Source organism: Bradyrhizobium sp. USDA 326 (assembly GCF_049739485.1).
GTDB lineage: Bacteria > Pseudomonadota > Alphaproteobacteria > Rhizobiales > Xanthobacteraceae > Bradyrhizobium.
On record NZ_JBMGQA010000001.1, the window covers coordinates 2,443,491 to 2,467,338 of the forward strand.

Annotated in this window: 20 protein-coding genes and 1 pseudogene; 15 read left to right on the forward strand and 6 right to left on the reverse strand. The window is 64.5% G+C overall.

What is annotated here, in order from left to right; translation table 11 throughout:
- Positions 1-55 precede the first annotated feature (55 nt).
- Both ABIG06_RS11665 and trmB read left to right on the forward strand, forming a co-directional pair.
- On the forward strand, positions 56-1,213 hold the full coding sequence (locus ABIG06_RS11665) for a M20 family metallopeptidase (RefSeq protein WP_370136530.1): 1,158 nt from the start codon (positions 56-58) through the stop codon (positions 1,211-1,213).
- Positions 1,210-1,921, forward strand: a pseudogene (trmB, locus tag ABIG06_RS11670) (tRNA (guanosine(46)-N7)-methyltransferase TrmB). The gene ABIG06_RS11665 and the pseudogene trmB overlap by 4 nt, the downstream one beginning before the upstream one ends.
- A gap of 70 nt (positions 1,922-1,991) precedes the next feature.
- Here the strand turns inward: trmB and ABIG06_RS11675 are convergent.
- Complete coding sequence (locus ABIG06_RS11675; protein ID WP_124162445.1) at positions 1,992-3,074, reverse strand: DUF2336 domain-containing protein; 1,083 nt, start codon at positions 3,072-3,074, stop codon at positions 1,992-1,994.
- A gap of 359 nt (positions 3,075-3,433) precedes the next feature.
- On the opposite strand from ABIG06_RS11675, the gene rimP reads away from it, so the two are divergent.
- The 8 genes from rimP (at position 3,434) to pnp (ending at position 13,840) form a co-directional block, all read left to right on the forward strand.
- Complete coding sequence (gene rimP, locus ABIG06_RS11680; protein WP_370136534.1) at positions 3,434-4,189, forward strand: ribosome maturation factor RimP; 756 nt, start codon at positions 3,434-3,436, stop codon at positions 4,187-4,189.
- 2 nt (positions 4,190-4,191) lie between these two features.
- Positions 4,192-5,802: a transcription termination factor NusA gene (gene nusA, locus ABIG06_RS11685; RefSeq protein WP_370136536.1), complete on the forward strand. Its 1,611-nt coding sequence runs from the start codon at positions 4,192-4,194 to the stop codon at positions 5,800-5,802.
- A gap of 23 nt (positions 5,803-5,825) precedes the next feature.
- Entirely contained in the window at positions 5,826-6,509 is a 684-nt protein-coding gene (locus ABIG06_RS11690; RefSeq protein WP_124162442.1) for an RNA-binding protein, read from the forward strand.
- Between the two features lie 71 nt (positions 6,510-6,580).
- On the forward strand, positions 6,581-9,289 hold the full coding sequence (gene infB, locus ABIG06_RS11695; protein ID WP_370136539.1) for a translation initiation factor IF-2: 2,709 nt from the start codon (positions 6,581-6,583) through the stop codon (positions 9,287-9,289).
- A 154-nt stretch (positions 9,290-9,443) separates the two neighbouring features.
- Positions 9,444-9,914, forward strand: coding sequence for a 30S ribosome-binding factor RbfA (rbfA, locus tag ABIG06_RS11700; RefSeq protein WP_370136541.1), 471 nt, complete (start codon positions 9,444-9,446; stop codon positions 9,912-9,914).
- Positions 9,911-11,029 (forward strand): tRNA pseudouridine(55) synthase TruB, encoded by a 1,119-nt coding sequence (truB, locus tag ABIG06_RS11705; protein WP_424578282.1) that lies wholly within the window; start codon positions 9,911-9,913, stop codon positions 11,027-11,029. The genes rbfA and truB overlap by 4 nt, the downstream gene beginning before the upstream one ends.
- A 2-nt stretch (positions 11,030-11,031) precedes the next feature.
- Positions 11,032-11,301 (forward strand): 30S ribosomal protein S15, encoded by a 270-nt coding sequence (gene rpsO, locus ABIG06_RS11710; RefSeq protein WP_124162439.1) that lies wholly within the window; start codon positions 11,032-11,034, stop codon positions 11,299-11,301.
- Between the two features lie 376 nt (positions 11,302-11,677).
- A complete protein-coding gene (gene pnp / locus ABIG06_RS11715; protein ID WP_370136543.1) occupies positions 11,678-13,840 on the forward strand; it encodes a polyribonucleotide nucleotidyltransferase in 2,163 nt (720 codons plus the stop codon).
- A gap of 140 nt (positions 13,841-13,980) precedes the next feature.
- Here the strand turns inward: pnp and katG are convergent, their stop codons facing one another.
- On the reverse strand, positions 13,981-16,146 hold the full coding sequence (katG, locus tag ABIG06_RS11720) for a catalase/peroxidase HPI (RefSeq protein ID WP_370136545.1): 2,166 nt from the start codon (positions 16,144-16,146) through the stop codon (positions 13,981-13,983).
- Positions 16,147-16,260: 114 nt separating this feature from the next.
- On the opposite strand from katG, the gene ABIG06_RS11725 reads away from it, so the two are divergent.
- The 4 genes from ABIG06_RS11725 to ABIG06_RS11740 all read left to right on the forward strand — a co-directional run bounded on the left by ABIG06_RS11725 (position 16,261) and on the right by ABIG06_RS11740 (position 19,297).
- Entirely contained in the window at positions 16,261-17,187 is a 927-nt protein-coding gene (locus ABIG06_RS11725) for a hydrogen peroxide-inducible genes activator (protein WP_124162436.1), read from the forward strand.
- Between the two features lie 6 nt (positions 17,188-17,193).
- Positions 17,194-17,649, forward strand: coding sequence for a GNAT family N-acetyltransferase (locus ABIG06_RS11730; protein ID WP_370136546.1), 456 nt, complete (start codon positions 17,194-17,196; stop codon positions 17,647-17,649).
- A 243-nt stretch (positions 17,650-17,892) separates the two neighbouring features.
- Positions 17,893-18,564 (forward strand): hypothetical protein, encoded by a 672-nt coding sequence (locus ABIG06_RS11735; RefSeq protein WP_370136548.1) that lies wholly within the window; start codon positions 17,893-17,895, stop codon positions 18,562-18,564.
- A gap of 136 nt (positions 18,565-18,700) precedes the next feature.
- Positions 18,701-19,297, forward strand: a complete 597-nt coding sequence (locus ABIG06_RS11740) for a glutathione S-transferase family protein (protein ID WP_370136550.1) — start codon at positions 18,701-18,703, stop codon at positions 19,295-19,297.
- Here ABIG06_RS11740 and fabI read toward each other — a convergent pair.
- The 3 genes from fabI to fabA all read right to left on the reverse strand — a co-directional run bounded on the left by fabI (position 19,294) and on the right by fabA (position 22,001).
- Positions 19,294-20,094: an enoyl-ACP reductase FabI gene (gene fabI, locus ABIG06_RS11745; protein WP_370136552.1), complete on the reverse strand. Its 801-nt coding sequence runs from the start codon at positions 20,092-20,094 to the stop codon at positions 19,294-19,296. The two genes, ABIG06_RS11740 and fabI, sit on opposite strands and share 4 nt — an antisense overlap.
- Positions 20,095-20,216: 122 nt before the next feature.
- Positions 20,217-21,440, reverse strand: coding sequence for a beta-ketoacyl-ACP synthase I (gene fabB / locus ABIG06_RS11750; protein WP_124162433.1), 1,224 nt, complete (start codon positions 21,438-21,440; stop codon positions 20,217-20,219).
- Positions 21,441-21,479: 39 nt separating this feature from the next.
- Positions 21,480-22,001: a 3-hydroxyacyl-[acyl-carrier-protein] dehydratase FabA gene (gene fabA, locus ABIG06_RS11755; protein WP_124162432.1), complete on the reverse strand. Its 522-nt coding sequence runs from the start codon at positions 21,999-22,001 to the stop codon at positions 21,480-21,482.
- Between the two features lie 354 nt (positions 22,002-22,355).
- Here fabA and irrA point away from each other — a divergent pair, with 354 nt between their 5' ends.
- Positions 22,356-22,847 (forward strand): iron response transcriptional regulator IrrA, encoded by a 492-nt coding sequence (irrA, locus tag ABIG06_RS11760; RefSeq protein ID WP_124162431.1) that lies wholly within the window; start codon positions 22,356-22,358, stop codon positions 22,845-22,847.
- 237 nt (positions 22,848-23,084) lie between these two features.
- On the opposite strand, the gene ABIG06_RS11765 is transcribed toward irrA, so the two are convergent.
- Positions 23,085-23,615: an SH3 domain-containing protein gene (locus tag ABIG06_RS11765; protein WP_124162430.1), complete on the reverse strand. Its 531-nt coding sequence runs from the start codon at positions 23,613-23,615 to the stop codon at positions 23,085-23,087.
- Between the last annotated feature and the right edge of the window lie 233 nt (positions 23,616-23,848).

The window sequence follows — 23,848 nt, forward strand, 5'->3', positions numbered from 1 at the left end:
TCAAATCTGGCCTATGTCGTCATTCGGGACCGCGCTTTGACGCGCGCCCGCTTCGATGATGCGATTCAAAGGCACAGATGCGTCCATGACCGGATCCAATTGGTTCGATTCCCAAACCATCCTCGATGGCATCCGCCGCTGGGTGGAAATCGAGACGCCGACGGAAGCGCCTGAACAGGTCAACAAGCTGGTCTCTCTGGTTGCAGAGCAATACCGCGACCTGCCCGTCACGCTCGAGCGCATCGCCGGCGTCGATGGCTGCGGCGATCATCTCGTGACGCGCACGAATTGGGGCCAGGACCGGCCGGGCATCCTTGTGCTGAGCCACCTCGATACCGTTCATCCTCTCGGATTCATCGAGCGGCTGCCGTTCAAGGTCGAAGGCGACGTCGCGTATGGTCCTGGCATCTACGACATGAAGGGCGGCGCCTACATCGCCCATCACGCGTTTGGCGCGTTGTGCGCAATGGGCGATCGCTCGCCGCTCGGCATCACGCACCTGTTCACCTCCGACGAGGAGATCGGCAGCCCGACCTCGCGCGCGCTGATTGAGAAGGAAGGGCGCAAGGCCAAATATGTGCTGGTGACGGAGCCGGCGCGCGACGGCGGCAAGATCGTCACCGGACGCAAGGGCGTCGGACGCTTCCGGGTGTTCGTCAAAGGCGTGCCGGCGCATGCCGGCTCTCGGCCGGAAGACGGCCGCAGCGCCGTCCGCGAGCTCGCCAACATCATCCTGGCGCTCGAAGGGATGAATGATCTCGAACGCGGCGTCACCGTCAATGTCGGCGTGGTGCGTGGCGGCACGCGTCCCAACGTCACGCCGGAGGAGTCCTATGCCGAAGTCGATCTGCGCGTGGTGAGCCTCAAGGACGCAGACGAGTTCGTCGGCAAGATTCTCGGGCTGACATCGAAGACGGACGGTGTCACCGTCACGGTCACCGGCGAGCTCAATCGTCCGCCTTACGAGAAGAGCAATGCAGGCGCCTCGCTGTACGAGCATGCGAAGACGCTCGCCACGGAGATCGGCTTCGAGCTGATCGACACGCACACAGGCGGCGGCTCGGACGGCAATTTCACCGCCGCACACACCGCCACGCTCGACGGGCTCGGCGTCGACGGCAAGGGCGCGCACACCCATTATGAGCAGCTTTATGTCTCGTCGCTCGCGCCGCGCGCGCGGCTGCTCCATCGCCTGTATCAGACGCTACGATGAGCGAACGCAAATCAGATCCCGATCGCGATGACAGCGAGCGCGCCTTCTTCGGGCGCCGCAAGGGCCACAAACTCAGGCAACACCAGGCCGGGTTGATCGAGCAGCTGCTGCCGCATCTTGCGCTCGATATCGACGGTGAGGCGCCGGCGGATGCGCGCGACATCTTCGATCCCGCGGCCCAAGATGTCAGGCTCGAGATCGGCTTCGGCGGCGGTGAGCATCTTGCGGCCGAGGCGACGACCTTCCCGACCACCGGCTTCATCGGGTGCGAGCCCTATGTCAACGGCATGGCGAAGATCCTCGCGCAGATCGGAGGCCGCCAACATCGGCAATATCCGCCTGTTCGCGGGCGATGCCGCCGAGCTCCTGGCCTGGCTGCCAAAGGGCTCGCTGGCGCGGATCGACCTGATCCATCCCGATCCCTGGCCGAAGCGGCGACACTGGAAGCGGCGATTCGTCCAGGACCGGACGATCGCCGCGATGGCACGCGTGCTCCGAAGCGGCGGCGAGTTCCGCTTCGTCTGCGACATCGACGATTACTGCGCCTGGACGCTGTCGCATCTTGCGCGCTCGCAGGACTTCGTCTGGCTCGCCGAACGCGCCGATGATTTCCGGCAGCCGTGGCCGGGCTACACCATGACGCGCTACGGCCGGAAGGCCGCGCGGGAGGGGCGTAAGGCGGCTTATCTGCGGTTCAGGCGGGTGTGATTTTTTGGCGCGATCCACCCGCAATCGTGATGCCCGGGCTTGTCCCGGCCGTGACGACAAAGCCTGTTCTTTAAATCGTCTGCCGGTTGCGCCAGAAATTCACGACGCGTTCGGCGGTCGTCGGCATCAAGCGCGTGAAGTTCACGCGCGCGGCCTCGATGTCGGCGTCGGCAGGCGTGCGTTGCGGACCATACCAGAGCAGGATGAGCGCGCGCACCGTGGGCCAGCCGAGATTGAGCACGCGGCCCAGGATCAGAAGCGGATCGTAGCGATCGCCCGCGATCAGACGGTCGAGGATCGAGAGGCGAACGCCGGACATCGCCGAGAGCGAGGCGATCGATTCCTCGTATTTGTGCGCCTTGGCGAAACCGAGCAACGCGCTTTCGCCGAGATGGCCCTCTCGATGCAAGGCGAGCACCGTGCGCTGCGCGCCCGAGAAATCGCGGCGCGGGCCCGGCGGGCGCGCGGCTTCCTCGATAGCCGCCATCGCACGCTTGATCTCGGCCTTTCGCGCGGGATTGACCACGCTGGAGAGGCGGCGGCGGATGACGTCGAGCGTCCCGTCGAGAAGCTGTTTCAGGTGCTCGCCGGAGAGGTCGTTGCGCTGGCCGATCTTGAGCGTCAGCACACCGTCCTGCGCCGCGCGCTTGATCATCTCGGAATAGCTGCCCGGCGAGAACACCGCACCGGAATTGCCTGCGGCGCGGCGCACCACGTCGCGATCGCCGCGCTCGACCAGCACGTCGGTGACGACGGGAGACAAGACCGGGCGCTCCGTCATCGCCAGCAGATGGTCCTGGCCTTTCAGGCGCGCGATCTCCACGAGAGCCGCGTCGTCGAGCACGGGCGAGCGGCGCAGTACGGGACCGGCCACCATGATCTCGTTTTCGCGCGCGAGCTGATTGACCAGGTGCGGCGGCGCGTTGTTCAGGTGCGAAAAGCGCTCGGCCAGATCGACGCGCGAGGCCAGCTCGGCATGCGGGACCAGATCGATCAGGAGATTGTCGAAGAGATCGATCAACTCGGGGCGGAGCTTCTCCGCATCCTGGAGGAACAACTGGGCGATGGCCCGCGCGATCTCGCCGCGTCGCCGCGGATCGCCGCGTTTGACGATATCGTCCAATCCAGGAATGAGCGACGTGGCAACGGTCATGAAAACGCAACTCGAACGGGGCACGCCGCGGGTGCGCCCTTGGTTCAAGCCGCCCCACGATCGGGGAATTTAGGCCTGCTTGATGAATGAAGCGTTGCGCAGGGTCCGCAGATCGGCGCAAAAAGGCCCCGTTCCCACTGCGATGGGCCTTGTCCGGGCGGGCGGAAAGCGCTATATCATCGCCAATTCATCTTCTCATACGATCCGCGTAGTGAGAGTGGGCCCGCAAGGACCCGCTCTTTTTTATTACCTGAACGCGGCTTGGCGAAAGATGCGGCCCGACGCGCTGTCGGGAGAGTTCCGAAACGGGCTTTGAAGTCGTAACCAAGCCTTAACCATCGAGCGCCCCGACCCTGGACATGACCGAGCCGAACCCTGGTTCCACGGATGCCGAATTGTTGGCCGAGCCGCGGCTCGTGGTCGAGCCGGGCGTCGCGGCACGGGTGTCCGCGGTGGCTGCTCCCGTGCTCCAGGGTATGGGCTACCGTCTGGTGCGGATCCGCATTTCCGGGGAGGCCGGCTGCACCGTGCAGATCATGGCCGAACGGCCGGACGGCTCGATGCAGATCGAGGATTGCGAGGCGATCTCGCGGGCATTGTCACCCGTGCTCGACGTCGCCGATCCCATCGATCGCGCTTACCGGCTGGAGATCTCCTCGCCGGGGATCGACCGCCCGCTGGTGCGCCGCTCCGATTTCGAGCGCTATTCCGGACATCTGGTGAAGATCGAGATGGCGGTCGCGCATGAGGGGCGGAAGCGCTTCCGCGGCACGCTCGGTGCTGTCGAAGGCGACCGCGTGCATCTGCATCGCGACGATGCCAAGGCCGGCGACGATGCCGACGTTCTCCTGACCATGGAGGATATCGGCGAGGCCCGGCTGGTGCTGACCGACGAGTTGATCGCGGAATCCATGCGCCGCGGCAAGGCCGAGGAGCGCAAGATGCGCAGGGATCTCGGACTGGAGCCGCCGGCTGCACCGCACGCGGAGATCAGTGCGAAGATCACCAAGAACACCAGGCCGAAGAAGAAGCCGGCCCCGACCAATACGAAGAAACATCGCCTGGCCGCCGAACGCGCGCGGCGGGGCGAGATCGAGCCTGACCAAGGAGACTAGCCATGGCAGTCAGCGCCAACCGACTTGAATTGCTTCAGATCGCCGATGCCGTTGCACGCGAGAAATCGATCGACCGCGGCATCGTCATCGCGGCGATGGAGGACGCCATCGCCAAGGCGGCGCGGGCCCGTTACGGCAGCGAAACTGACGTTCATGCCGAGATCGACCCGAAGAAAGGCGAGCTGCGGCTGTCGCGCCACATGCTGGTGGTCGACAAGGTCGAAAACCATTCCAACCAGATCTCGCTGGCGGACGCGCAGCGCGCCAATCCCGGCGCCCAGGTCGGCGACACCATCGCGGACACCCTGCCGCCGCTGGAATATGGCCGCATCGCCGCACAATCGGCCAAGCAGGTGATCGTGCAGAAGGTGCGCGAGGCCGAGCGCGACCGGCAGTACCAGGAATTCAAGGACCGCATCGGCGACATCGTCAACGGCGTCGTCAAGCGCGTCGAATATGGCAGCGTAATCGTCGATCTCGGCCGTGGCGAAGCCATCATCCGCCGCGACGAGATGCTGCCGCGCGAAGTGTTCCGCAACGGCGACCGCGTCCGCGCCTACATCTTCGACGTCCGCCGCGAGACGAGAGGCCCCCAGATCTTCCTCTCCCGCACACATCCGCAGTTCATGGCAAAACTGTTCGCGCAGGAAGTTCCCGAGATCTATGACGGGATCGTCGAGATCAAGGCGGTGGCCCGCGATCCCGGCTCGCGCGCGAAAATCGGCGTGATTTCCCGCGATTCCTCGGTCGATCCGGTCGGCGCCTGCGTCGGCATGCGCGGCTCGCGCGTGCAGGCCGTGGTGAACGAGCTGCAGGGCGAGAAGATCGACATCATTCCCTGGTCGCCCGATATCGCGACCTTCGTGGTCAACGCGCTGGCGCCGGCGGAAGTCTCCAAGGTCGTCATCGACGAGGACCGCGAGCGCATCGAGGTCGTGGTGCCCGACACCAACAACCAGCTCTCGCTGGCGATCGGCCGCCGCGGCCAGAACGTGCGTCTGGCCTCGCAGCTCACCGGCTGGGACATCGACATCCTGACCGAGCAGGAGGAATCGGAGCGCCGCCAGGCCGACTTCGAGAACTCCACCCGCGTCTTTATGGAATCGCTCAACGTCGACGAGGTGGTCGGCCAGCTGCTGGCGTCCGAAGGCTTCACCTCGGTCGAGGAACTCGCAATGGTGGATGTCAAGGAGCTCGCCGGCATCGAGGGCTTTGACGAGGAGACTGCGCAGGAGCTGCAGAACCGCGCCCGCGAATATCTGGAGCAGCAGGAAGCCGAGATCGAGGCCAAGCGCAAGGAGCTGGGCGTCGAGGACGCGCTCAAGGACGTGCCCGGCGTGACCTCGAAGATGCTGGTGAAGTTCGGCGAGAACGACATCAAGACGGTCGACGACCTCGCCGGCTGCGCCACCGACGATCTGGTCGGCTGGACCGAGCGCAAGGAAGGTGGCGAGCCGACCAAGCACGCCGGTGCGCTCGATGGCATCGACATTTCCCGTGACGACGCCGAAGCGATGATCATGCAGGCCCGTGTCAAGGCCGGCTGGATCACCGAGGCCGATCTCGCCAAGCCTGCTGAAGAGGCTGCGGCGACTGAAGACCAGCCGGCGTAAGGGCCGAGGAGGATGTCGCCCGGATGCTCGCCAGCATTGACAGCGAACTCGACCATGGGCCGCGGACCAAGAGGTCCGCGACCATGCGCATGTGCGCCGTCAGTCGCGAGGTCCGCCCCATCGACGAGCTGATCCGCTTCGTCGTATCGCCGCAAGGCGAGGTGGTTCCCGATCTCAAGCGCAAGCTGCCCGGACGCGGCATGTGGATCACCGCCTCACGCAAGGTGGTTGCGGAAGCCGTTCGTCGTCACCAATTTAGCAAGGCCTTCAAGCGCGACCTGCGCATCCCTCAGACGCTTCCCGCCGACATCGAGGCGCTCCTGGTTCGGAGCGTGACGGAAGCCCTTGGGATCGCCGCCAAGGCGGGCCAGGTCGTGGCCGGCTTCGGCAAGGTCGAGAGCGCCCTTCGGGAAGGCACGGTCGAGGTCCTGATCCATGCCAGCGACGGGGCCGCGGACGGAATCCGCAAATTGGACATGCTGGCGCGTCAAAATGTCGGAAATCGCGGCGCTCAGCCGCAGATTCCCGTCGTAACCGCTCTGAAATCGATAGAATTGGATTTGGCACTCACCCGGTCAAATGTGATACATGCTGCGCTGCTCGCGGGCCCGGCGAGCAGGTCATTCCTGTCACGTAGCCAGATGCTGGTCCGATACCGGATGGCGGACGATGACAAGACTGCCGAAAAGCACGGCCAGGATTTCTGAGAGACAACGACGACCCAAATTGGACGGTGCGGCAACGCACAACACCGATAAATCAGGATTAGGACTGCTGAATGGTTGATACCAAGACCCCTGGCGACAAGAAGCTGAGCGTTCCGAGCAAGACGCTATCGCTCAAGCCGCGCGTCGAAACGGGGACCGTGCGCCAGAGCTTCAGCCATGGCCGCAGCAAGCAGGTCGTGGTCGAGAAGCGCGGCAAGCGCCGCATTGGCGATGGTCCCGAGCCGCACGTGCCTGAGGTGGCTGCGAAGCCGGCGCCGGCCGCACCCGCCGCGCCGTCGCGCCCGGCTCCGCCCGCCCCGCCTCGCAACGCCGGTTCCGGCGTGGTGTTGCGCACCCTGACCGAGGACGAGCGTTCGGCCCGGGCCAGCGCGCTGGCCGATGCCAAGCTGCGCGAAGTCGAAGAACGCCGCCAGGCCGAGGAAGAGGCCCAGCGCCGCGCGGTCCGCGAGGCCGCCGAACGCGCCGAGCGCGAAGCCGCCGAAGCCCGCCGCAAGGCCGAGGACGAGCGCCATCGCCACGAGGACGAAGCCAAGCGGAAGGCAGAGACCGAGGCCAAGAAGCGGTTTGGCGAAGGCGAGCAGCCGGCATCGGCCGCGCGTCCCGCAACCGCGGCACCGGCGTCGCCCGCGCCGCGGCCCGGCGCCCCCGCGGCCCGGCCAGGAACCCCCACGACCCGCCCGGGAACCACGACGGCGCGTCCCGCGACGACGACCGCGCAGCGTCCGGGTGCACCGGCAGGTCGCGGCCCCGCAGTTGCAGCCGAGCCCGATGAGGACGAGGCTCCGCGTCAGATCCGGCGCGGTCCCGGCGGCGCCGCGCGTCCCGTGCCTCCGCCCAAGACCACCCACAAGCCCGGCCCGCAGAAAGAGCGCGGCCGCCTCACCGTGGTCACCGCGCTCAACGCCGACGAGGTGCGCGAGCGCTCGATCGCCTCGTTCCGCCGCCGCACCCAGCGCCTGAAGGGCCATGCCTCGAACGAGCCGAAGGAAAAGCTCATCCGCGAGGTGGTCATTCCGGAAGCGATCACCATCCAGGAGCTCGCCAACCGCATGGCCGAGCGCGCGGTCGACGTCATCCGCATGCTGATGAAGCAGGGCGCGATGCACAAGATCACCGACGTGATCGACGCCGACACCGCGCAGCTGATCGCCGAAGAACTGGGCCACACCGTCAAACGCGTTGCCGCGTCGGACGTCGAAGAAGGCCTGTTCGACATCGTCGACGATTCCACCGACACCGAGACGCGCTCGCCCGTCGTGACCGTGATGGGTCACGTCGACCACGGCAAGACTTCGCTGCTCGACGCACTCCGCCACGCCAACGTCGTCTCCGGCGAGGCCGGCGGCATCACCCAGCACATCGGCGCCTATCAGGTGGTGTCGCCCGAAAGCGGCAAGAAGATCACCTTCATCGACACGCCCGGCCACGCCGCGTTCACCGCGATGCGCGCCCGCGGCGCCAAGGTCACCGACATCGTCGTGCTGGTGGTCGCGGCCGATGACGGCGTGATGCCGCAGACGGTCGAAGCCATCAACCACGCCAAGGCGGCGCGGGTGCCGATCATCGTTGCCATCAACAAGATCGACAAGCCCGACGCCAAGCCCGAGCGCGTGCGCACCGAGCTGCTCCAGCACGAGGTGCAGGTGGAATCCTTCGGCGGCGAGGTCGTCGACGTCGAGGTGTCCGCCAAGAACAAGACCAATCTCGACAAGCTGCTCGAGATGATCGCCCTCCAGGCCGAAATCCTCGACCTGAAGACCAATTCGCAGCGTCCGGCCGAAGGCACCGTGATCGAGGCCAAGCTCGATCGCGGCCGTGGTCCGGTCGCGACCGTGCTGGTGCAGCGCGGCACGCTCCGCGTCGGCGACATCATCGTCGCCGGTGCCGAAATGGGCCGTGTCCGCGCCTTGATCTCGGATCAGGGCGAGACCGTGCAGGAGGCAGGTCCCTCGGTGCCGGTCGAAGTGCTCGGCTTCAACGGTCCGCCCGAAGCCGGCGATCGTCTCGCAGTGGTCGAGAACGAAGCCCGCGCCCGTCAGGTCACCAGCTACCGCGCGCACCAGAAGCGCGAGAACGCGGCAGCCTCGATCTCCGGCATGCGCGGCTCGCTCGAGCAGATGATGTCGCAATTGAAGACGGCGGGCCGCAAGGAATTCCCGCTGATCGTCAAGGCCGACGTGCAGGGCTCGCTGGAAGCGATCCTCGGCTCGCTGGAGAAGCTCGGCACCGACGAAGTCGCAGCCCGCATCCTGCATGCCGGCGTCGGCGGTATCTCGGAATCCGACGTGACGCTGGCCGAAGGCTTCAACGCCGCGATCATCGGCTTCTCGGTTCGTGCGAACAAGGAAGCCGCTGCGGCCGCCAAGCGCAACGGCATCGAGATCCGCTACTACAACATCATCTACGACCTCGTGGACGACGTGAAGAAGGCGATGAGCGGCCTGCTCGCGCCGACCTTGCGCGAAACCATGCTGGGCAATGCCGAGATCCTGGAGATCTTCAACATCTCCAAGGTCGGCAAGGTCGCCGGCTGCCGCGTCACCGACGGCACCGTGGAACGCGGCGCCAATGTGCGCCTGATCCGCGACAACGTCGTCGTGCACGAGGGCAAGCTGTCGACGCTGAAGCGCTTCAAGGACGAAGTGAAGGAAGTCCAGTCCGGTCAGGAATGCGGCATGGCCTTCGAGAACTACCACGACATGCGTGCCGGTGACGTGATCGAGTGTTACCGCGTGGAGACGATCCAGCGCTCCCTGTAAGTCCAAATCTTACCGAAGCGCCCGGATCTTTTTGAACTGAAATTGCGGGAGTGCGATGGCCGGATTTTTTCCGGCCATCCACCCCTCTTCGTTTCAACAGGAAAACGACAATGCCCGTGCCCCAAGTACGGGCATGACGAGGTGATTTTCGAGAATGCCACGCCATCATCAGAAGAAGGGTTCCGTGCCCGGCGGGGGCTCGCAGCGTCAGTTGCGCGTCGGCGAGCAGGTTCGCCACGCGATGGCCGACATTCTGGCGCAAGGCAATGTGCATGATGCGGATCTCGAAGGTCACATCATCACCGTGCCGGAGGTGCGGATGTCGCCCGACCTGAAGCTCGCGACGGTCTACGTGATGCCGCTCGGTGGCCGCGACACCGAAATCGTCCTCGATGCGCTCGCACGCAACAAGAAATTCCTGCGCGGCGAGATCGCGCGGCGCGTTAACCTGAAATTTGCACCTGACATTCGCTTCCGCGTCGACGAGCGCTTCGACGAAGCGGAACGGATCGAGAAGCTTTTGCGAACACCTGCGGTGCAGAAGGACTTGGACAAAGACCTGGATAAAGATCTGGACAAGGACCTGGAACAGAATCCGGCTTCGGATCGGGAAGAAGAGCAATGATGATGGACCCGGCTCACGACACGATCGGCGGCAGCGATGCCGATCAGCGCGATGTGCAGAAGAATAATTTCGCGGAGTTGGGAAGCGATGCCCGGCCGCATCAGGAGCCGCGCCGCGTCAACAACGATCCACGCGCCAAGCAGCAGAAGGGCAACCAGCCGCGCCGAGACCGCCGCGACGTCCATGGCTGGGTCGTGCTCGACAAGCCGATCGGCATGACCTCGACGCAGGCGGTTGCCGTGCTCAAGCGCCTGTTCAACGCCAAGCGCGCCGGCCACGCCGGTACGCTCGATCCGCTCGCCTCGGGCGGGCTGCCGATCGCACTCGGCGAAGCCACCAAGACCGTCCCCTTCGTGATGGATGGCCGCAAGCGCTACCAGTTCACGGTCTGCTGGGGCGAGGAGCGCGATACCGACGACATCGAGGGCCGCGTCACCGCAACCTCCGACCAGCGCCCGACCCGGGACGCCATCCTCGCCCTCCTGCCCCGCTTCACCGGGGTGATCGAGCAGATTCCACCGCGCTATTCCGCAATCAAGGTCCAGGGCGAGCGCGCCTACGACCTTGCCCGCGACGGCGAGGTCGTGGAACTGGCCCCCCGGCCGGTCGAGATTCATCATTTAACCCTTGTAGATCAACCGGATAAGGACCGGGCCGTATTCGAGGCCGAATGCGGTAAGGGCACCTATGTCCGAGCCCTGGCCCGCGATATGGGCCGGATTCTCGGCACTTACGGCCATATCTGCGCCCTGCGGCGGACCCTGGTCGGCCCATTTGGCGAGAACGATATGATTCCGCTGGATCAGTTGGAGGCTTTGTGCGATAGAGCCGCGTCCGGCGAGGGCAGCCTCGCCGACGCGCTTTTGCCCGTTGAGACCGCGCTGGACGACATCCCGGCACTGGCCGTCACTCGGGCTGATGCGGCAAGGCTCCATCGGGGCCAGGCCGTTTTGTTGCGCGGACGGGATGCGCCCACTTGTAGCGGCACAGTCTATGTCACGGTGGCAGGCCGGCTTCTCGCGCTTGCCGAAGTCGGCAATGGCGAAATCATCCCCAAGCGTGTGTTCAACCTGACCGGCCTGACTGCCAGCTCCGGTCGCAACGAGAGAAATTGACGATGTCGATTGCCGCAGAACGCAAAGCGGAAGTCATCAAGACGAATGCCACCAAAGCCGGCGACACCGGCTCGCCCGAGGTTCAGGTCGCGATCCTGTCGGAACGCATCACCAACCTCACCAACCATTTCAAGACCCACGTGAAGGACAACCATTCGCGTCGCGGCCTCTTGAAGCTGGTCTCGACCCGCCGCTCGCTCCTCGACTATCTCAAGAAGAAGGACGAGGCGCGGTACAAGGCGCTGCTCGAGAAGCACAATATTCGTCGTTAAGTGTTCCTGCGCGCGCCACTGGCGCGCGTTTTCGCACGTGGTTTCGAACGAAAGCGCTTCCTTAAAGGTTTTTGATCGAGGCTACGTGCGCGTCGGATGCGCGTCTTTGAGGATTCGCATCCGGGCATGAAGAGTGAAGGCCGCGGTTCGGTGTTCGCATTCGTGCCGACTGACAGTCCAGCAGCAATCCGGCGGCTGGGCGCAACGGGCAAGGCGCCCGTATGACCCGAAAGGATGGACGCCATCCGAAATCCAAAAACCATGGCAGGATCGCAGGACGCTGATCATCCGCTCCGATCAGCGTCCCGCAATCTTGCGCATGGTTTTTGTTTTTCGAAGCGTCCCTTGTTTCGAGAACCCATGAAAGAAGACCACTATGTTCAATAAGCATTCAGTCGAGATCGACTGGGGCGGACGCCCACTCAAGCTCGAAACCGGCAAGATCGCGCGTCAGGCCGACGGCGCCGTCGTCGCCACTTATGGCGAGACCGTGGTGCTCGCCACCGTCGTCGCGGCGAAGGCGCCGCGCGAAGGCGTCGACTTCCTGCCGCTGACTGTCGACTATCAGGAGAAGACCTACGCTGCAGGCCGCATTCCTGGCGGCTATTTCAAGCGCGAGGGCCGTCCGACCGAGAAGGAGACGCTGGTCTCCCGCCTGATCGACCGTCCGATCCGTCCGCTGTTCGTCGACGGCTGGCGCAACGAGACCCAGGTGATCGTCACCGTGCTGTCCCACGACATGGAGAACGACCCCGATATCGTGGCGATGGTCGCGGCCTCGGCTGCCCTGACGCTGTCCGGCGTGCCCTTCAAGGGTCCGATCGGCGCGGCTCGCGTCGGCTTTGCCAATGACGAATTCGTCCTCAACCCGACGCTCGACGAGATGGTCGACACCCAGCTCGACCTCGTCGTCGCCGGCACCGCCGACGCGGTGCTGATGGTCGAATCGGAAGCCAAGGAGCTCAACGAAGACGTGATGCTCGGCGCCGTGATGTTTGGTCACCGCCACTTCCAGCCGGTCATCAACGCGATCATCGAGCTCGCCGAGAAGGCTGCGAAGGAACCGCGCGAAGTCACCGCGATCGACAATTCGGCGATCGAGCAGGAAATGCTCGGCCTGATCGAGCAGGAGCTGCGCGCCGCCTATGCGATCCCGGTCAAGCAGGACCGCTACGCCGCCGTCGGAAAGGCCAAGGAAAAGGTGATAGCCCACTACTTCCCGGAGGGCCAGGAGCCGAAATACGACAAGCTCCGTATCGCCGGCGTGTTCAAGGAGCTGGAAGCCAAGATCGTTCGCTGGAACATTCTCGACACCGGCAGGCGCATCGACGGGCGCGATTCCAAGACCGTGCGCAACATCGTCGCCGAAGTCGGCGTGCTGCCCCGCGCCCATGGCTCGGCGCTGTTCACCCGCGGCGAGACGCAGGCGATGGTCGTGACCACGCTCGGCACCGGCGAGGACGAGCAGTACATCGACGCGCTGTCCGGGACGTACAAGGAAACGTTCCTGCTGCACTACAACTTCCCGCCCTACTCGGTCGGCGAGACCGGCCGCCTCGGCGGCACCAAGCGCCGCGAAATCGGCCACGGCAAGCTGGCCTGGCGCGCGATCCATCCGGTGCTGCCGCCGCACCACGAGTTCCCCTACACGGTGCGCGTGGTGTCGGAGATCACCGAATCCAACGGCTCTTCGTCGATGGCATCGGTCTGCGGCGCCTCGCTGGCGCTGATGGATGCGGGCGTACCGTTGAAGCGGCCGACCGCGGGCATCGCGATGGGCCTGATCCTCGAGGACAAGCGCTTTGCGGTTCTCTCCGACATCCTCGGTGACGAGGACCATCTCGGCGACATGGACTTCAAAGTCGCCGGTACCGGGCAGGGCATCACCTCGCTCCAGATGGACATCAAGATCGAGGGCATCACCGAAGAGATCATGCGCGTCGCCCTTGGCCAGGCCAAGGAAGGCCGCATCCACATCCTCGGTGAGATGGCCAAGGCGCTCACCAACGCCCGCGCCGAGCTCGGCGAATATGCGCCGCGCATCGAGACCTTCAAGATCCCGACCGACAAGATCCGCGAAGTGATCGGCACCGGCGGCAAGGTGATCCGCGAGATCGTCGAGAAGACCGGCGCCAAGGTCAACATCGAGGACGACGGCACCGTGAAGGTCGCCTCCAGCGACGGCGAGGCCATGAAGGCCGCGATCAAGTGGATCAAGTCGATCGCCTCCGAGCCCGAAGTCGGCCAGATCTACGACGGCACCGTCGTCAAGGTGATGGAGTTCGGCGCCTTCGTGAACTTCTTCGGCTCCAAGGACGGCCTCGTCCACATCAGCCAGCTCGCGGCCAACCGCGTGCAGAAGACCTCCGACGTCGTCAAGGAAGGCGACAAGGTCAAGGTCAAGCTGCTCGGCTTCGACGATCGCGGCAAGACCCGCCTGTCGATGAAGGTGGTCGACCAGACCACCGGCGAGGACCTCGAGGCCAAGGAGAAGGCCGCCGAGGGCGAGAAGGCCCCGCGCGAAGCGGCGGGCGAGTAAGCACTCGCACCACTGCCAGAAACACGAAGGGCGGCCGAGAGGCCGCCCTTTTTGTTTGTGCCCGCTCCCGGCGATCTGTGCCCCCTCTCCCGCAAGCGGGAGAGGTTGCAGCGAGCCGTGGCGGGATCAGCTAGACTAGCTCACGCCGCGATGTCGTACCGGTCGAGGTTCATCACCTTGGTCCATGCCTTGGCGAAGTCCTTGACGAACTTCTCCTTGGAGTCCGAGGTGGCATAGACCTCGGCGAAGGCGCGGAGCTGCGAGTGTGCGCCGAAGATGAGATCGACACGCGTAGCGGTCCACTTCACCGCGTTGGTCTTGCGGTCGTGCCCCTCATAGGAGCCGTCGGCCGAGGGCGTCCACTGTGTGCTCATGTCGAGCAGGTTGACGAAGTAGTCGTTGCTCAGCGTACCCAGCTTCGACGTGAAGACGCCGTGCTTCGAACCGTTCGCATTCGCACCGAGCACCCGCAGGCCGCCGACCAGCACCGTCATCTCCGGACCGGTCAGCCTCAGCAGCTGCGCGCGATCGACCAGCGCCTCTTCAGGGTGCATGAACTGATGCCGCTTGCCGATGTAGTTGCGGAAGCCATCGGCCCGGGGCTCGAGCGGCGCGAAGGAGGCCGCATCCGTCTGCTCCTGCGAGGCATCCATGCGGCCCGGCGTGAAGCCGACCTTCACGTCGACGCCGGCGTCCTTGGCGGCCTTCTCGACCGCGGCGGTGCCGCCGAGAACGATCAGGTCCGCCAGCGAGACCTTCTTCGCGCCGGATGACGCATTGAAGTCCTTCTGGATCGCTTCGAGCTTGCCGAGCACCTTGGCGAGCTGAGCCGGCTGGTTCACCTCCCAGTCCTTCTGCGGCGCGAGACGAATGCGCGCGCCGTTGGCGCCACCGCGCTTGTCGGAGCCGCGGAACGTCGAGGCTGACGCCCAGGCGGTCGAGACCAGCTCGGGAACCGAGAGGCCGGAGCCCAGGATCTTGGTCTTCAGCGCTGCGATGTCCTGATCGCTGACCAGCTCGTGATTGACGGCTGGAATGGGGTCCTGCCAGATCAGCGTTTCCTTCGGTACCAGCGGGCCGAGATAGCGCTGGATCGGGCCCATATCGCGATGGGTCAGCTTGAACCAGGCGCGGGCGAAGGCGTCAGCGAACTGATCCGGGTTCTCCAGGAAGCGGCGCGAGATCTTCTCATACACGGGATCGAAGCGCAGCGAGAGGTCGGTCGTCAGCATCGTCGGCCGATGCTTCTTCGACTTGTCGAAAGCATCGGGGATGATCGCCTCGGCGTTCTTGGCCGTCCACTGCTGCGCACCAGCCGGGCTCTTCGTCAGCTCCCATTCGAAATTGAACAGGTTCTCGAAGAAGTTGTTGCTCCACTTGGTCGGCGTCGTCGTCCACGTCACCTCGAGGCCGCTGGTGATGGAATCAGCACCCAGGCCCGACGCGTGCTTGCTCTTCCAGCCGAGGCCCTGATCTTCCAGCGCGCCCGCTTCCGGCTCCGGACCAACCAGCGACGGATCGCCGGCGCCGTGAGTCTTGCCGAAGCTGTGGCCGCCGGCGATCAGCGCCACGGTCTCTTCGTCGTTCATCGCCATGCGGGCGAACGTCTCGCGGATGTCCTTGGCCGCAGCGACGGGATCCGGCTTGCCGTTCGGCCCCTCCGGATTGACGTAGATCAGGCCCATCTGCACCGCGCCGAGCGGCTCGGCGAGCTGACGCTCACCGCTGTAGCGCTCATCGCCGAGCCAGGTGCCTTCCGGACCCCAATAGAGCTCTTCCGGCTCCCAGACGTCGACGCGACCGCCGGCGAATCCAAAGGTCTTGAAGCCCATCGATTCCAGTGCGACGTTGCCGGCGAGCACCATCAGATCGGCCCAGGAAATCTTGCGGCCGTATTTCTGCTTGATCGGCCAGAGCAGACGGCGCGCCTTGTCGAGATTGGCGTTGTCGGGCCAGCTGTTGAGCGGCGCGAAGCGCTGCTGACCGGCTCCGGCGCCACCGCGGCCGTCGGTGATGCGGTAGGTGCCCGCGCTGTGCCAGGCCATGCGGATCATGAGGCCGCCATAGTGACCGAAGTCGGCGGGCCACCATTCCTGCGAATCCGTCATCAGAGCGGTCAGGTCCTTGATGACCGCATTCAGGTCGAGCGACTTGAACTCCTTGGCGTAGTCGAAGTCCTTGTCCATCGGATCGGACTTTTCCGAGTTCTTGTGCAGGACCTCGATGTCGAGCTGCGTTGGCCACCAGTCGCGGTTGGTACGCGCGGGTTTTCCGCCCGAAAACGGGCACTTCGAAGTGTCGTCCATGAATACCTCCTCTGGCGGCGTCGAACTCGCGCCCTTGACCAGGTAGAAATACTCTAAGCGCCGCATCCCATCAGGGGAAGTTGACTTTAGTGATCGCTGCGATAGGATTTTCTTATGATAAATCTGACGCTGCGCCAGCTCCGGTATTTCGATGCGCTGGCGCGCCACGGCCATTTCGGCCGCGCGGCCGAATCCTGTTCCATCTCGCAACCGGCCCTGTCGATGCAGATCAAGGAGCTGGAGGAGACGCTCGGCGGGCTGCTGCTGGAGCGCAGCGCGCGGCAGGTTGCGCTGACCCGGTTCGGCGAGGAGCTCGCCCAGCGCGTCCGTGACATCCTGCGCTCGGTCGACGAACTCGGTGATTTCGCCCGGGCCTCGCAGGACCGCTTCGCCGGCCGCCTGCGCATCGGCATGATCCCGACCATCGCGCCTTATCTGCTGCCCAAGATCACCAAGAACCTCACGCGCATGCATCCGGAGCTCGATATCCGCGTGCGCGAGACCATGACCCCGCGGCTGATCCAGGAACTGGTGGAAGGACGGCTCGACACCGCCATCGTCGCGCTGCCGGTGTCGGAGCCCTCGCTCACCGAGGTCGCGCTGTTCGAGGAGAAATTCTTGCTGGTGCGGCCTGGCGCAGATGAAGGCACGCCAGTGCCGTCGCGCGAGATGATGCGCGAGATGCGGCTCCTGCTGCTCGAGGAGGGACACTGCTTCCGCGACCAGGCGCTCTCCTTCTGCAACATGCAGTCGGCGCCCCCGCGCGAAATGCTGGATGCGAACTCGCTGTCGACGCTGGTGCAGATGGTCAGCGCCGGCATCGGGGTCACCTTGATCCCGGAGATGGCGGTGCCGGTGGAGACGCGATCGGCCTCTGTCTCGCTGGCGCGCTTCCGCGATCCCGAGCCGTCGCGCACCATCGGCATGGTCTGGCGCAAGACCAGCCCGCTGGCGCGGCAGCTGCTGCAGATCTCCGAAGTGGTCTGCCTGTCGGCCGGCAAGGTGCGCGCGCGTCAGACCCTGCGCAACCAGCGGACCTAGCTCCGGATGCCGCATCCCGTCATCCGCCCTGCCCGCGCGGACGAGTATGATGAGGTCGGCCGCGTCTGGATGGAGAGCTGGGCCTCGACCGGGCTTGCCGAGACGAGCGACTTCCTCCTGGCCAATTTGCGCGCGCGCATCAGGCGCGAGATCGAGAACGGCTGGAGCCTGTTCGTCGCCGACGACAACGGCACGATCGCTGCGATGCTGGCACTGCATCTGCCAAAGCTCTATCTCGACATGCTCTTCGTCGCGCCCGACCATCAGGGTCGATCGCTTGGACGGCAACTGCTCGCGTTCACGCGGACGCAGATGCCCGACGAAATCTACTTGCGCTGCGTGCGCGAGAACGAGAAGGCCTGGCGCTGGTACGAGCGCGAGGGGTTTGTGTTCGAGAAGGAAGAGATCGAACCGTCGAATGGGTTCATGATGAAATATTACCGGTGGAAGAGGCCAGCTTGAAGCCGCGCGCCGCACTTGCAGGCGGTGCTTGCACGCTCTAGTTTTGCGACTCTCGCATTATCAACCGCTCATTCCCCGATCATGTTCTGCCGTTTCATCGCCACCATCGTCCTCGCCTCATCGTGCCTGACTGCCACCGGATGGGCCCAGCCCCCAACATCTGGGGCTCCTGCCGCCCCTGGCAAACCAGCTGTCAAGAAACCCGCCGCCAAACCAAATGCAGCCACGAAGCAAGGAGCAGCGGTGGAGACCGGCCCCTGCCGCCTGGGCGTCATTTCAGCGATTGGCGGTCGGTTCTCCGTCGAAAAGTTCGGCCTCACGGTGTTCGAGACCGAATTCAACGAGATTCCGATCGACGATTGGAGCCTTGACGACATCCCGCTGGCGCGTGTGCGTGCCGCAAGCGGTGCTGATCCGTCGATCAGGAAGATCAGCTACCCCAAGGGAGCGTTCGAGCCATTCTACAATCCGAAATCCAGGCTCTTCCCGGATCCGAGCGAGCGTTTACCGGCCATCGTTCGCAACATCACCGCCAATGCGAATTGCGACCAATATCTCGTGGTGACGAGGTACAAGACCGAATTGCAAGGCTCCAGCCTGGTTCTGGACGGCATCGGCGCCTACAGCCGGGGCCTCGGCTCTTTCGCCAGACACTCGCACTTGTTCGCCAATGTTGCCGTCAACCTGATCGACGGCAGGAGCTATGAGCCGATCAACCGGCATTTCGCGAATTTCGGCTCCAATCTCGCCGAGAGCATGAGACTGACGGAAGATCCGATCACCAAGCTCGACAATTCGCAGTTTCCCGATCCTCCCGCCGCCGCGGCGAGCAATGCGACATTGCGAGAAAGGACCAGGGCACTCGTTGCGGCCAGGCTCGACCGGACTCTCCCCGGCTATCTCAAGCCGGATTAAGCGAGCGGCCGTGGTCCAGTCGACCAGGATGTCGCAAGGCATCGCCTCCGCGCATTGCGACTTGTACGTTGCGGATTCGCAGCGGACAGGCAATGAATGAGCCTCGTCGCGCTTCTCGTTGAGGAGGTTCCTCGCCATGATCAAGCTCTACTGGTCTCCTCGCTCACGCTCGTTCACGACGCTTTGGCTGATGGAAGAGAGCGGCCTGCCCTATGAGCGCGTGCTGACCGACATTTCGACCGGTGCGCAGAAGGCGCCGGACTTTCTGAAGATCAACCCGATGGGCAAGGTGCCGGCGCTGACCGATGGCGACGCGGCGCTCGGCGAAGCCGCTGCCATCTGCGCCTACATCGCCGACCGCTATCCCGAGACGAGGCTGGCGCCTGGCGTGGCCGATCCGCGCCGCGCGCGCTACCTGCAATGGCTGTTCTTCTCGCCGGGCTGCATCGAGCCCGCCATCATCCAGATCTTCACCAAGATCGAGATCCCGACCTCGACCGCCGCGTGGGGCAGCGCAACCCAGGTCTTCGACGTGCTGGAAGCCGCGCTCGCCGACGGGCCGTGGATTCTCGGCGAGGAATTTTCCGCGGCGGACATCACGGTCGGCGCCGGCCTGAACTTCGCGGTACGCCTGTTCAAGATGGTGCCGTCGCGCCCGGCCTTCGACACCTATCTGGCACGCTGCATGGCGCGGCCCGCGTTCCAGCGCGCGGAGAAGATCGCGGCCGGTTAGTCCGGCGTCTTCAGATCGTCCGGCCTCGGCATCAGGATGACGTTGTAGCCGGAATCCACGTAGTGGATCTCGCCGGTCACGCCGCCGGAGAGATCCGACAGCAGATAGAGCGCCGAGCCGCCGAGGTCGTCGAGCGTGACGCCGCGACGAAGCGGCGCATGCTTCTGCATGAAGGCGAACATCGCCCGCGCCTCGCCGATGCCGGAGCCGGCGAGCGTGCGGATGGGGCCGGCGGAGATCGCATTGACGCGGATGCCGCGCGGTCCGAAATCGGCGGCGAGATAGCGCACGGAGGCTTCCAGCGCCGCCTTGGCCACGCCCATCACATTGTAGTTCGGCATCGCGCGCTCCGAGGCGCCGAAGGTCAGCGTGATCATGCTGCCGCCCTCCGTCATCAGCTCGGCGGCGCGCTTTGCGACCTCCGTGAACGAGAAGCAGGAGATCACCATGGTGCGCGAAAAATTCTCGCGGCTGGTGTCGGCGTAGCGGCCCTTCAGCTCGTTCTTGTCGGCAAAGCCGATCGCGTGGATCACGAAGTCGAGCCGGCCCCATTTCTCGCGGAGCGTAGCGAAGGTGGCATCGACACTGGCGATGTCCTCGACGTCGCAAGGCAGAACCAGATCGACGCCAAGCTGCTCCGCCAGCGGCTTGACGCGCTTGCCGAGAGCATCGCCCTGGAAGGTGAATGCAAGCTCGGCGCCATGGGCATGCAGCGTCCGCGCCATGCCCCAGGCGATCGAGTGATCATTGGCGATGCCCATGATCAGACCGCGCCTGCCTTTCATCAGACCTTCCATCTCACCATCACCTTCCGCTTCGCCGTGGCCGGGCTCGTCGCTTCCATGCTCGAGGCCAAGACGTGGATGGCCGGGACGAGCCCGGCCATGACGAAAAAATCAACAGTGCGCCAACAATGATGTCACGCATCCAGCCGGCTGAACACCAGCGTGGCGTTGGTGCCGCCGAAGCCGAAGGAGTTCGACAGCACGGTGCCGATCTTGACGTTGTCGATGCGCTTGCGCACGATCGGCATGTCGGCGAACACGGGATCGAGCTCCTGGATGTGCGCGCTCTCGCAGATGAAGCCGTTGTTCATCATCAGCAACGAATAGATCGCCTCCTGCACGCCGGTGGCGCCCAGCGAGTGGCCGGTCAGCGCCTTGGTCGCCGAGATCGGCGGGCACTTCTCGCCGACGCCGAACACTTTTCGGATCGCCTCGATCTCCGGCGGATCGCCGGCGGGTGTCGAGGTCGCATGCGGATTGATGTAGTCGACCTTGGTCTTCACCGTCGACATCGCCATGCGCATGCAACGCTCCGCGCCTTCGCCGGACGGCGCGACCATATCGTGGCCGTCAGAGGTCGCGCCATAGCCGACGATCTCGCCATAGATGCGCGCGCCGCGCGCCCTGGCATGCTCGAGCTCTTCCAGCACCAATACGCCGGCGCCGCCGGCGATGACGAAGCCATCGCGGTTGAGGTCGTATGGACGCGAGGCCGTGGCCGGCGTGTCGTTGTACTTCGAGGACATCGCGCCCATGGCGTCGAACAGCACCGACAGCGACCAGTCGAGCTCCTCGCAGCCACCGGCGAAGATGATGTCCTGCTTGCCGATCTGGATCGTCTCGTAGGCATTTCCGACGCAATGGTTCGACGTCGCGCAGGCCGAGGAGATCGAATAGTTCACGCCCTTGATCTTGAACCAGGTTGCAAGCGTCGCGGACGCCGTCGAAGACATCGCCTTGGGCACCGCGAACGGGCCGACGCGCTTGGGTCCCTTGGAGCGGGTGATATCGGCAGCTTCGACGATAGTGCGCGCCGAGGGACCGCCGGAGCCCATGATGATGCCGGTGCGGATATTGGAGACCTCGTCAGGCGACAGGCCGGAATCCTGGATCGCCTGCTCCATCGCGATGTGATTCCACGCCGCGCCTTGGCCGAGGAAACGCATCGCGCGGCGGTCGACCACCGTCGAAGGATCGAGCGTGGGCTCACCTTGCACCTGCGAACGGAAGCCGAGCTCGGCATATTTCTCAGCCCGCGAAATGCCCGACTTCGCCTCGTGAAGGCTCGCAAGCACTTCCTGGGTGTTGTTTCCGATGGACGAGACGATGCCCATTCCGGTGACCACAACCCGCCTCATGACAGCCTCGCCTCAATCGTTGTCTTCTTGGTGATGCGCTCAGCCCAGGCTCGTGCCCTGCTTGAACAGGCCAACCTTCAGATCCTTGGCGCGATAAATAATCTGGTCATCGACCGAAAGCCACCCGTCGGCGATACCGAGCACCAGCTTTGCCCGCATCACGCGTTTGATATCGACGTTGTACACAACCTTACGGGCGTCGGTCAGCACCTGGCCGCCGAACTTCAGCTCGCTCAGGCCAAGCGCCCGGCCGCGGCCTTCGCCGCCGATCCAGCCGAGGTAAAAGCCGACCATTTGCCACAGCGCATCCAGGCCGAGGCAGCCGGGCATCACGGGGTCGTTCTTGAAATGGCAGCCGAAGAACCAGAGGTCAGGCTTCACGTCGAGCTCGGCGCGCACCAGGCCCTTGCCGAACTCGCCGCCATTGTCGGTGATTTCCGTGATGCGGTCGAACATCAGCATCGGCGGCAGCGGCAGCTGGGCATTGCCCGGACCGAACATCTCGCCGCGGGCACAGGCCAGCAGATCTTCGTAGTCGTAACCGTTGCGCCTGTTCAGCATTCAAGAGCCTCTGTTCAATCCCGATTGAGCGGCGTTCTTTGGCGAAAATGGGTCCCGTCTCGATCGGACAGCAACGCCAATTGCCGCCGTCGGCCGCGACTCGCGCAAGCCCCGGATGGACTGCGAACCGAGCCTCCATGCCCGGCTGCACCAAAATCGGCTAAGGCGGAACCGCGCGCTCTCTAACACAGGGCATTTCGGGTGGCAAAGCGCATCCATGAAGGTAAAATGACGCGCTCCACTGCGGGGTTCCAAGCCTGATTAGAACGTCTCTAGTTGCGAGAAACTTGCATCTGCATCTTTCTCTTCTTATGTTAGAGAGAGATATTGTTCACGCGTGCCCGAAATCTGGAAATGACCGAGAATACAGCGTCCTATCACGACGATGACGGCCATGCTGCGGACCTCCTGTCCGGCCGCCAGCCGGCCCTGACCGGGTGCCCGTGGCACGACGTCAACGAAATGCTCCAGTCCGCGGGGCTTCGTCCGACGCGCCAGCGCATGGCGCTCGGCTGGCTGCTGTTCGGCAAGGGTGCACGTCACCTCACGGCTGAAATGCTCTACGAGGAAGCCACGCTGGCCAAGGTCCCGGTCTCGCTGGCGACCGTCTACAACACGCTGAACCAGCTCACTGATGCCGGCCTGCTCCGCCAGGTCAGTGTCGACGGCACCAAGACCTATTTCGACACCAACGTCACCACCCACCATCACTATTACCTCGAGAACAGCCACGAGCTGGTCGACATCGAGGACCCGCATCTGGTGCTGTCCAAGATGCCGGAGGTGCCCGAGGGTTATGAGATCTCCCGCATCGACATGGTCGTGCGCCTGCGCAAGAAGCGCTGAGATCGTCTTAAGATCGAACTGAGATCGTCATGGCCGGGCATAGCCGTCCGAAGGACGGCGTCGCTTGCGCTCGCCTATGTCCCGGCCATTGTTATTTGCACTGTCATTCCGGGATGGTGCGCCAGCACCAGACCTCAGGTGCGCAATTGCGCACCGGGGAATCTCGAGATCCTCAGGTGCGCAATTGCGCACCATAGTTCGATACTGCGCATCGCCCCGGGATGACGCCTATGGGCGTCAATTCACCTGCTCGTCCGAGTAGACGCCCCAGAGGCGCTCCTGCTGGATCCAGCCGTCGAAGCCGTTGCCGATGACGCGGCACCAGCTTGCGGCGCACTTCTTCACCTGCGTGACGACGCCGGCCTGGAGCTTTGCCGCGACCGCGCTGTCCGGATCGGGCCGATCATAGATCGGAGCGAGGTCGTCCTTGTGCTTCATGGTGACGACGGCGGTGCGGCGACCCGACAGAAGCGAGTGATAGACCCAGCCCTCGGCGCCCTCGGAATCGCGCACCCGGCGCCAGTTCTCGAATTCGGCTGTAATTTCGACCGGCAAGCCGGCGCGGGTGTAGACCCAGGCGACGTCATTGTCCTTGGTCGGGCCGGCGCGGACATTCACGTGATCCGACTTGAGGCTGACATAGCGCGGCACCGGCAAACCGCTGGCGGTCTGGGGGCTATTGTCCTTCGCCGAATGCGAGGGGCCGACCGACACGCTCAACCAGGTGCAAACGAGCGCCATCACCGAACAAAAACGCCCCAACGCCATCAACCCGTCTCCTGTCGAAGACCCGGCCAAACCGGATCCTCACCCCAAACTCCAAACCCTGCCGCGTCTGCCCCTTCTTCCCGCCCCACGCGGGTTCCAACCCTGGCCCGTGCTTCTTGTCTTGGCCCGGCCTTCTGCTAGAGAGGACGGGCACTTGAACAACCAGTTTGCCCCGATTTTCCGGCCGGAAATGTCGGGAGAGCTTGGAGGAAGCGCCGGGGACGGACACGGCA

What these genes read in the sequence shown, in the direction of transcription:
- ABIG06_RS11665 (WP_370136530.1), top strand. Translation starts at nt 56, where the DNA reads ATGATGCGATTCAAAGGCACAGATGCGTCCATGACCGGATCCAATTGG.
- ABIG06_RS11675 (WP_124162445.1), bottom strand. Translation starts at nt 3,074, where the DNA reads ATGACCGTTGCCACGTCGCTCATTCCTGGATTGGACGATATCGTCAAA.
- rimP (WP_370136534.1), top strand. Translation starts at nt 3,434, where the DNA reads ATGACCGAGCCGAACCCTGGTTCCACGGATGCCGAATTGTTGGCCGAG.
- nusA (WP_370136536.1), top strand. Translation starts at nt 4,192, where the DNA reads ATGGCAGTCAGCGCCAACCGACTTGAATTGCTTCAGATCGCCGATGCC.
- ABIG06_RS11690 (WP_124162442.1), top strand. Translation starts at nt 5,826, where the DNA reads ATGCTCGCCAGCATTGACAGCGAACTCGACCATGGGCCGCGGACCAAG.
- infB (WP_370136539.1), top strand. Translation starts at nt 6,581, where the DNA reads ATGGTTGATACCAAGACCCCTGGCGACAAGAAGCTGAGCGTTCCGAGC.
- rbfA (WP_370136541.1), top strand. Translation starts at nt 9,444, where the DNA reads ATGCCACGCCATCATCAGAAGAAGGGTTCCGTGCCCGGCGGGGGCTCG.
- truB (WP_424578282.1), top strand. Translation starts at nt 9,911, where the DNA reads ATGATGATGGACCCGGCTCACGACACGATCGGCGGCAGCGATGCCGAT.
- rpsO (WP_124162439.1), top strand. Translation starts at nt 11,032, where the DNA reads ATGTCGATTGCCGCAGAACGCAAAGCGGAAGTCATCAAGACGAATGCC.
- pnp (WP_370136543.1), top strand. Translation starts at nt 11,678, where the DNA reads ATGTTCAATAAGCATTCAGTCGAGATCGACTGGGGCGGACGCCCACTC.
- katG (WP_370136545.1), bottom strand. Translation starts at nt 16,146, where the DNA reads ATGGACGACACTTCGAAGTGCCCGTTTTCGGGCGGAAAACCCGCGCGT.
- ABIG06_RS11725 (WP_124162436.1), top strand. Translation starts at nt 16,261, where the DNA reads ATGATAAATCTGACGCTGCGCCAGCTCCGGTATTTCGATGCGCTGGCG.
- ABIG06_RS11730 (WP_370136546.1), top strand. Translation starts at nt 17,194, where the DNA reads ATGCCGCATCCCGTCATCCGCCCTGCCCGCGCGGACGAGTATGATGAG.
- ABIG06_RS11740 (WP_370136550.1), top strand. Translation starts at nt 18,701, where the DNA reads ATGATCAAGCTCTACTGGTCTCCTCGCTCACGCTCGTTCACGACGCTT.
- fabI (WP_370136552.1), bottom strand. Translation starts at nt 20,094, where the DNA reads ATGGAAGGTCTGATGAAAGGCAGGCGCGGTCTGATCATGGGCATCGCC.
- fabB (WP_124162433.1), bottom strand. Translation starts at nt 21,440, where the DNA reads ATGAGGCGGGTTGTGGTCACCGGAATGGGCATCGTCTCGTCCATCGGA.
- fabA (WP_124162432.1), bottom strand. Translation starts at nt 22,001, where the DNA reads ATGCTGAACAGGCGCAACGGTTACGACTACGAAGATCTGCTGGCCTGT.
- irrA (WP_124162431.1), top strand. Translation starts at nt 22,356, where the DNA reads ATGACCGAGAATACAGCGTCCTATCACGACGATGACGGCCATGCTGCG.
- ABIG06_RS11765 (WP_124162430.1), bottom strand. Translation starts at nt 23,615, where the DNA reads ATGGCGTTGGGGCGTTTTTGTTCGGTGATGGCGCTCGTTTGCACCTGG.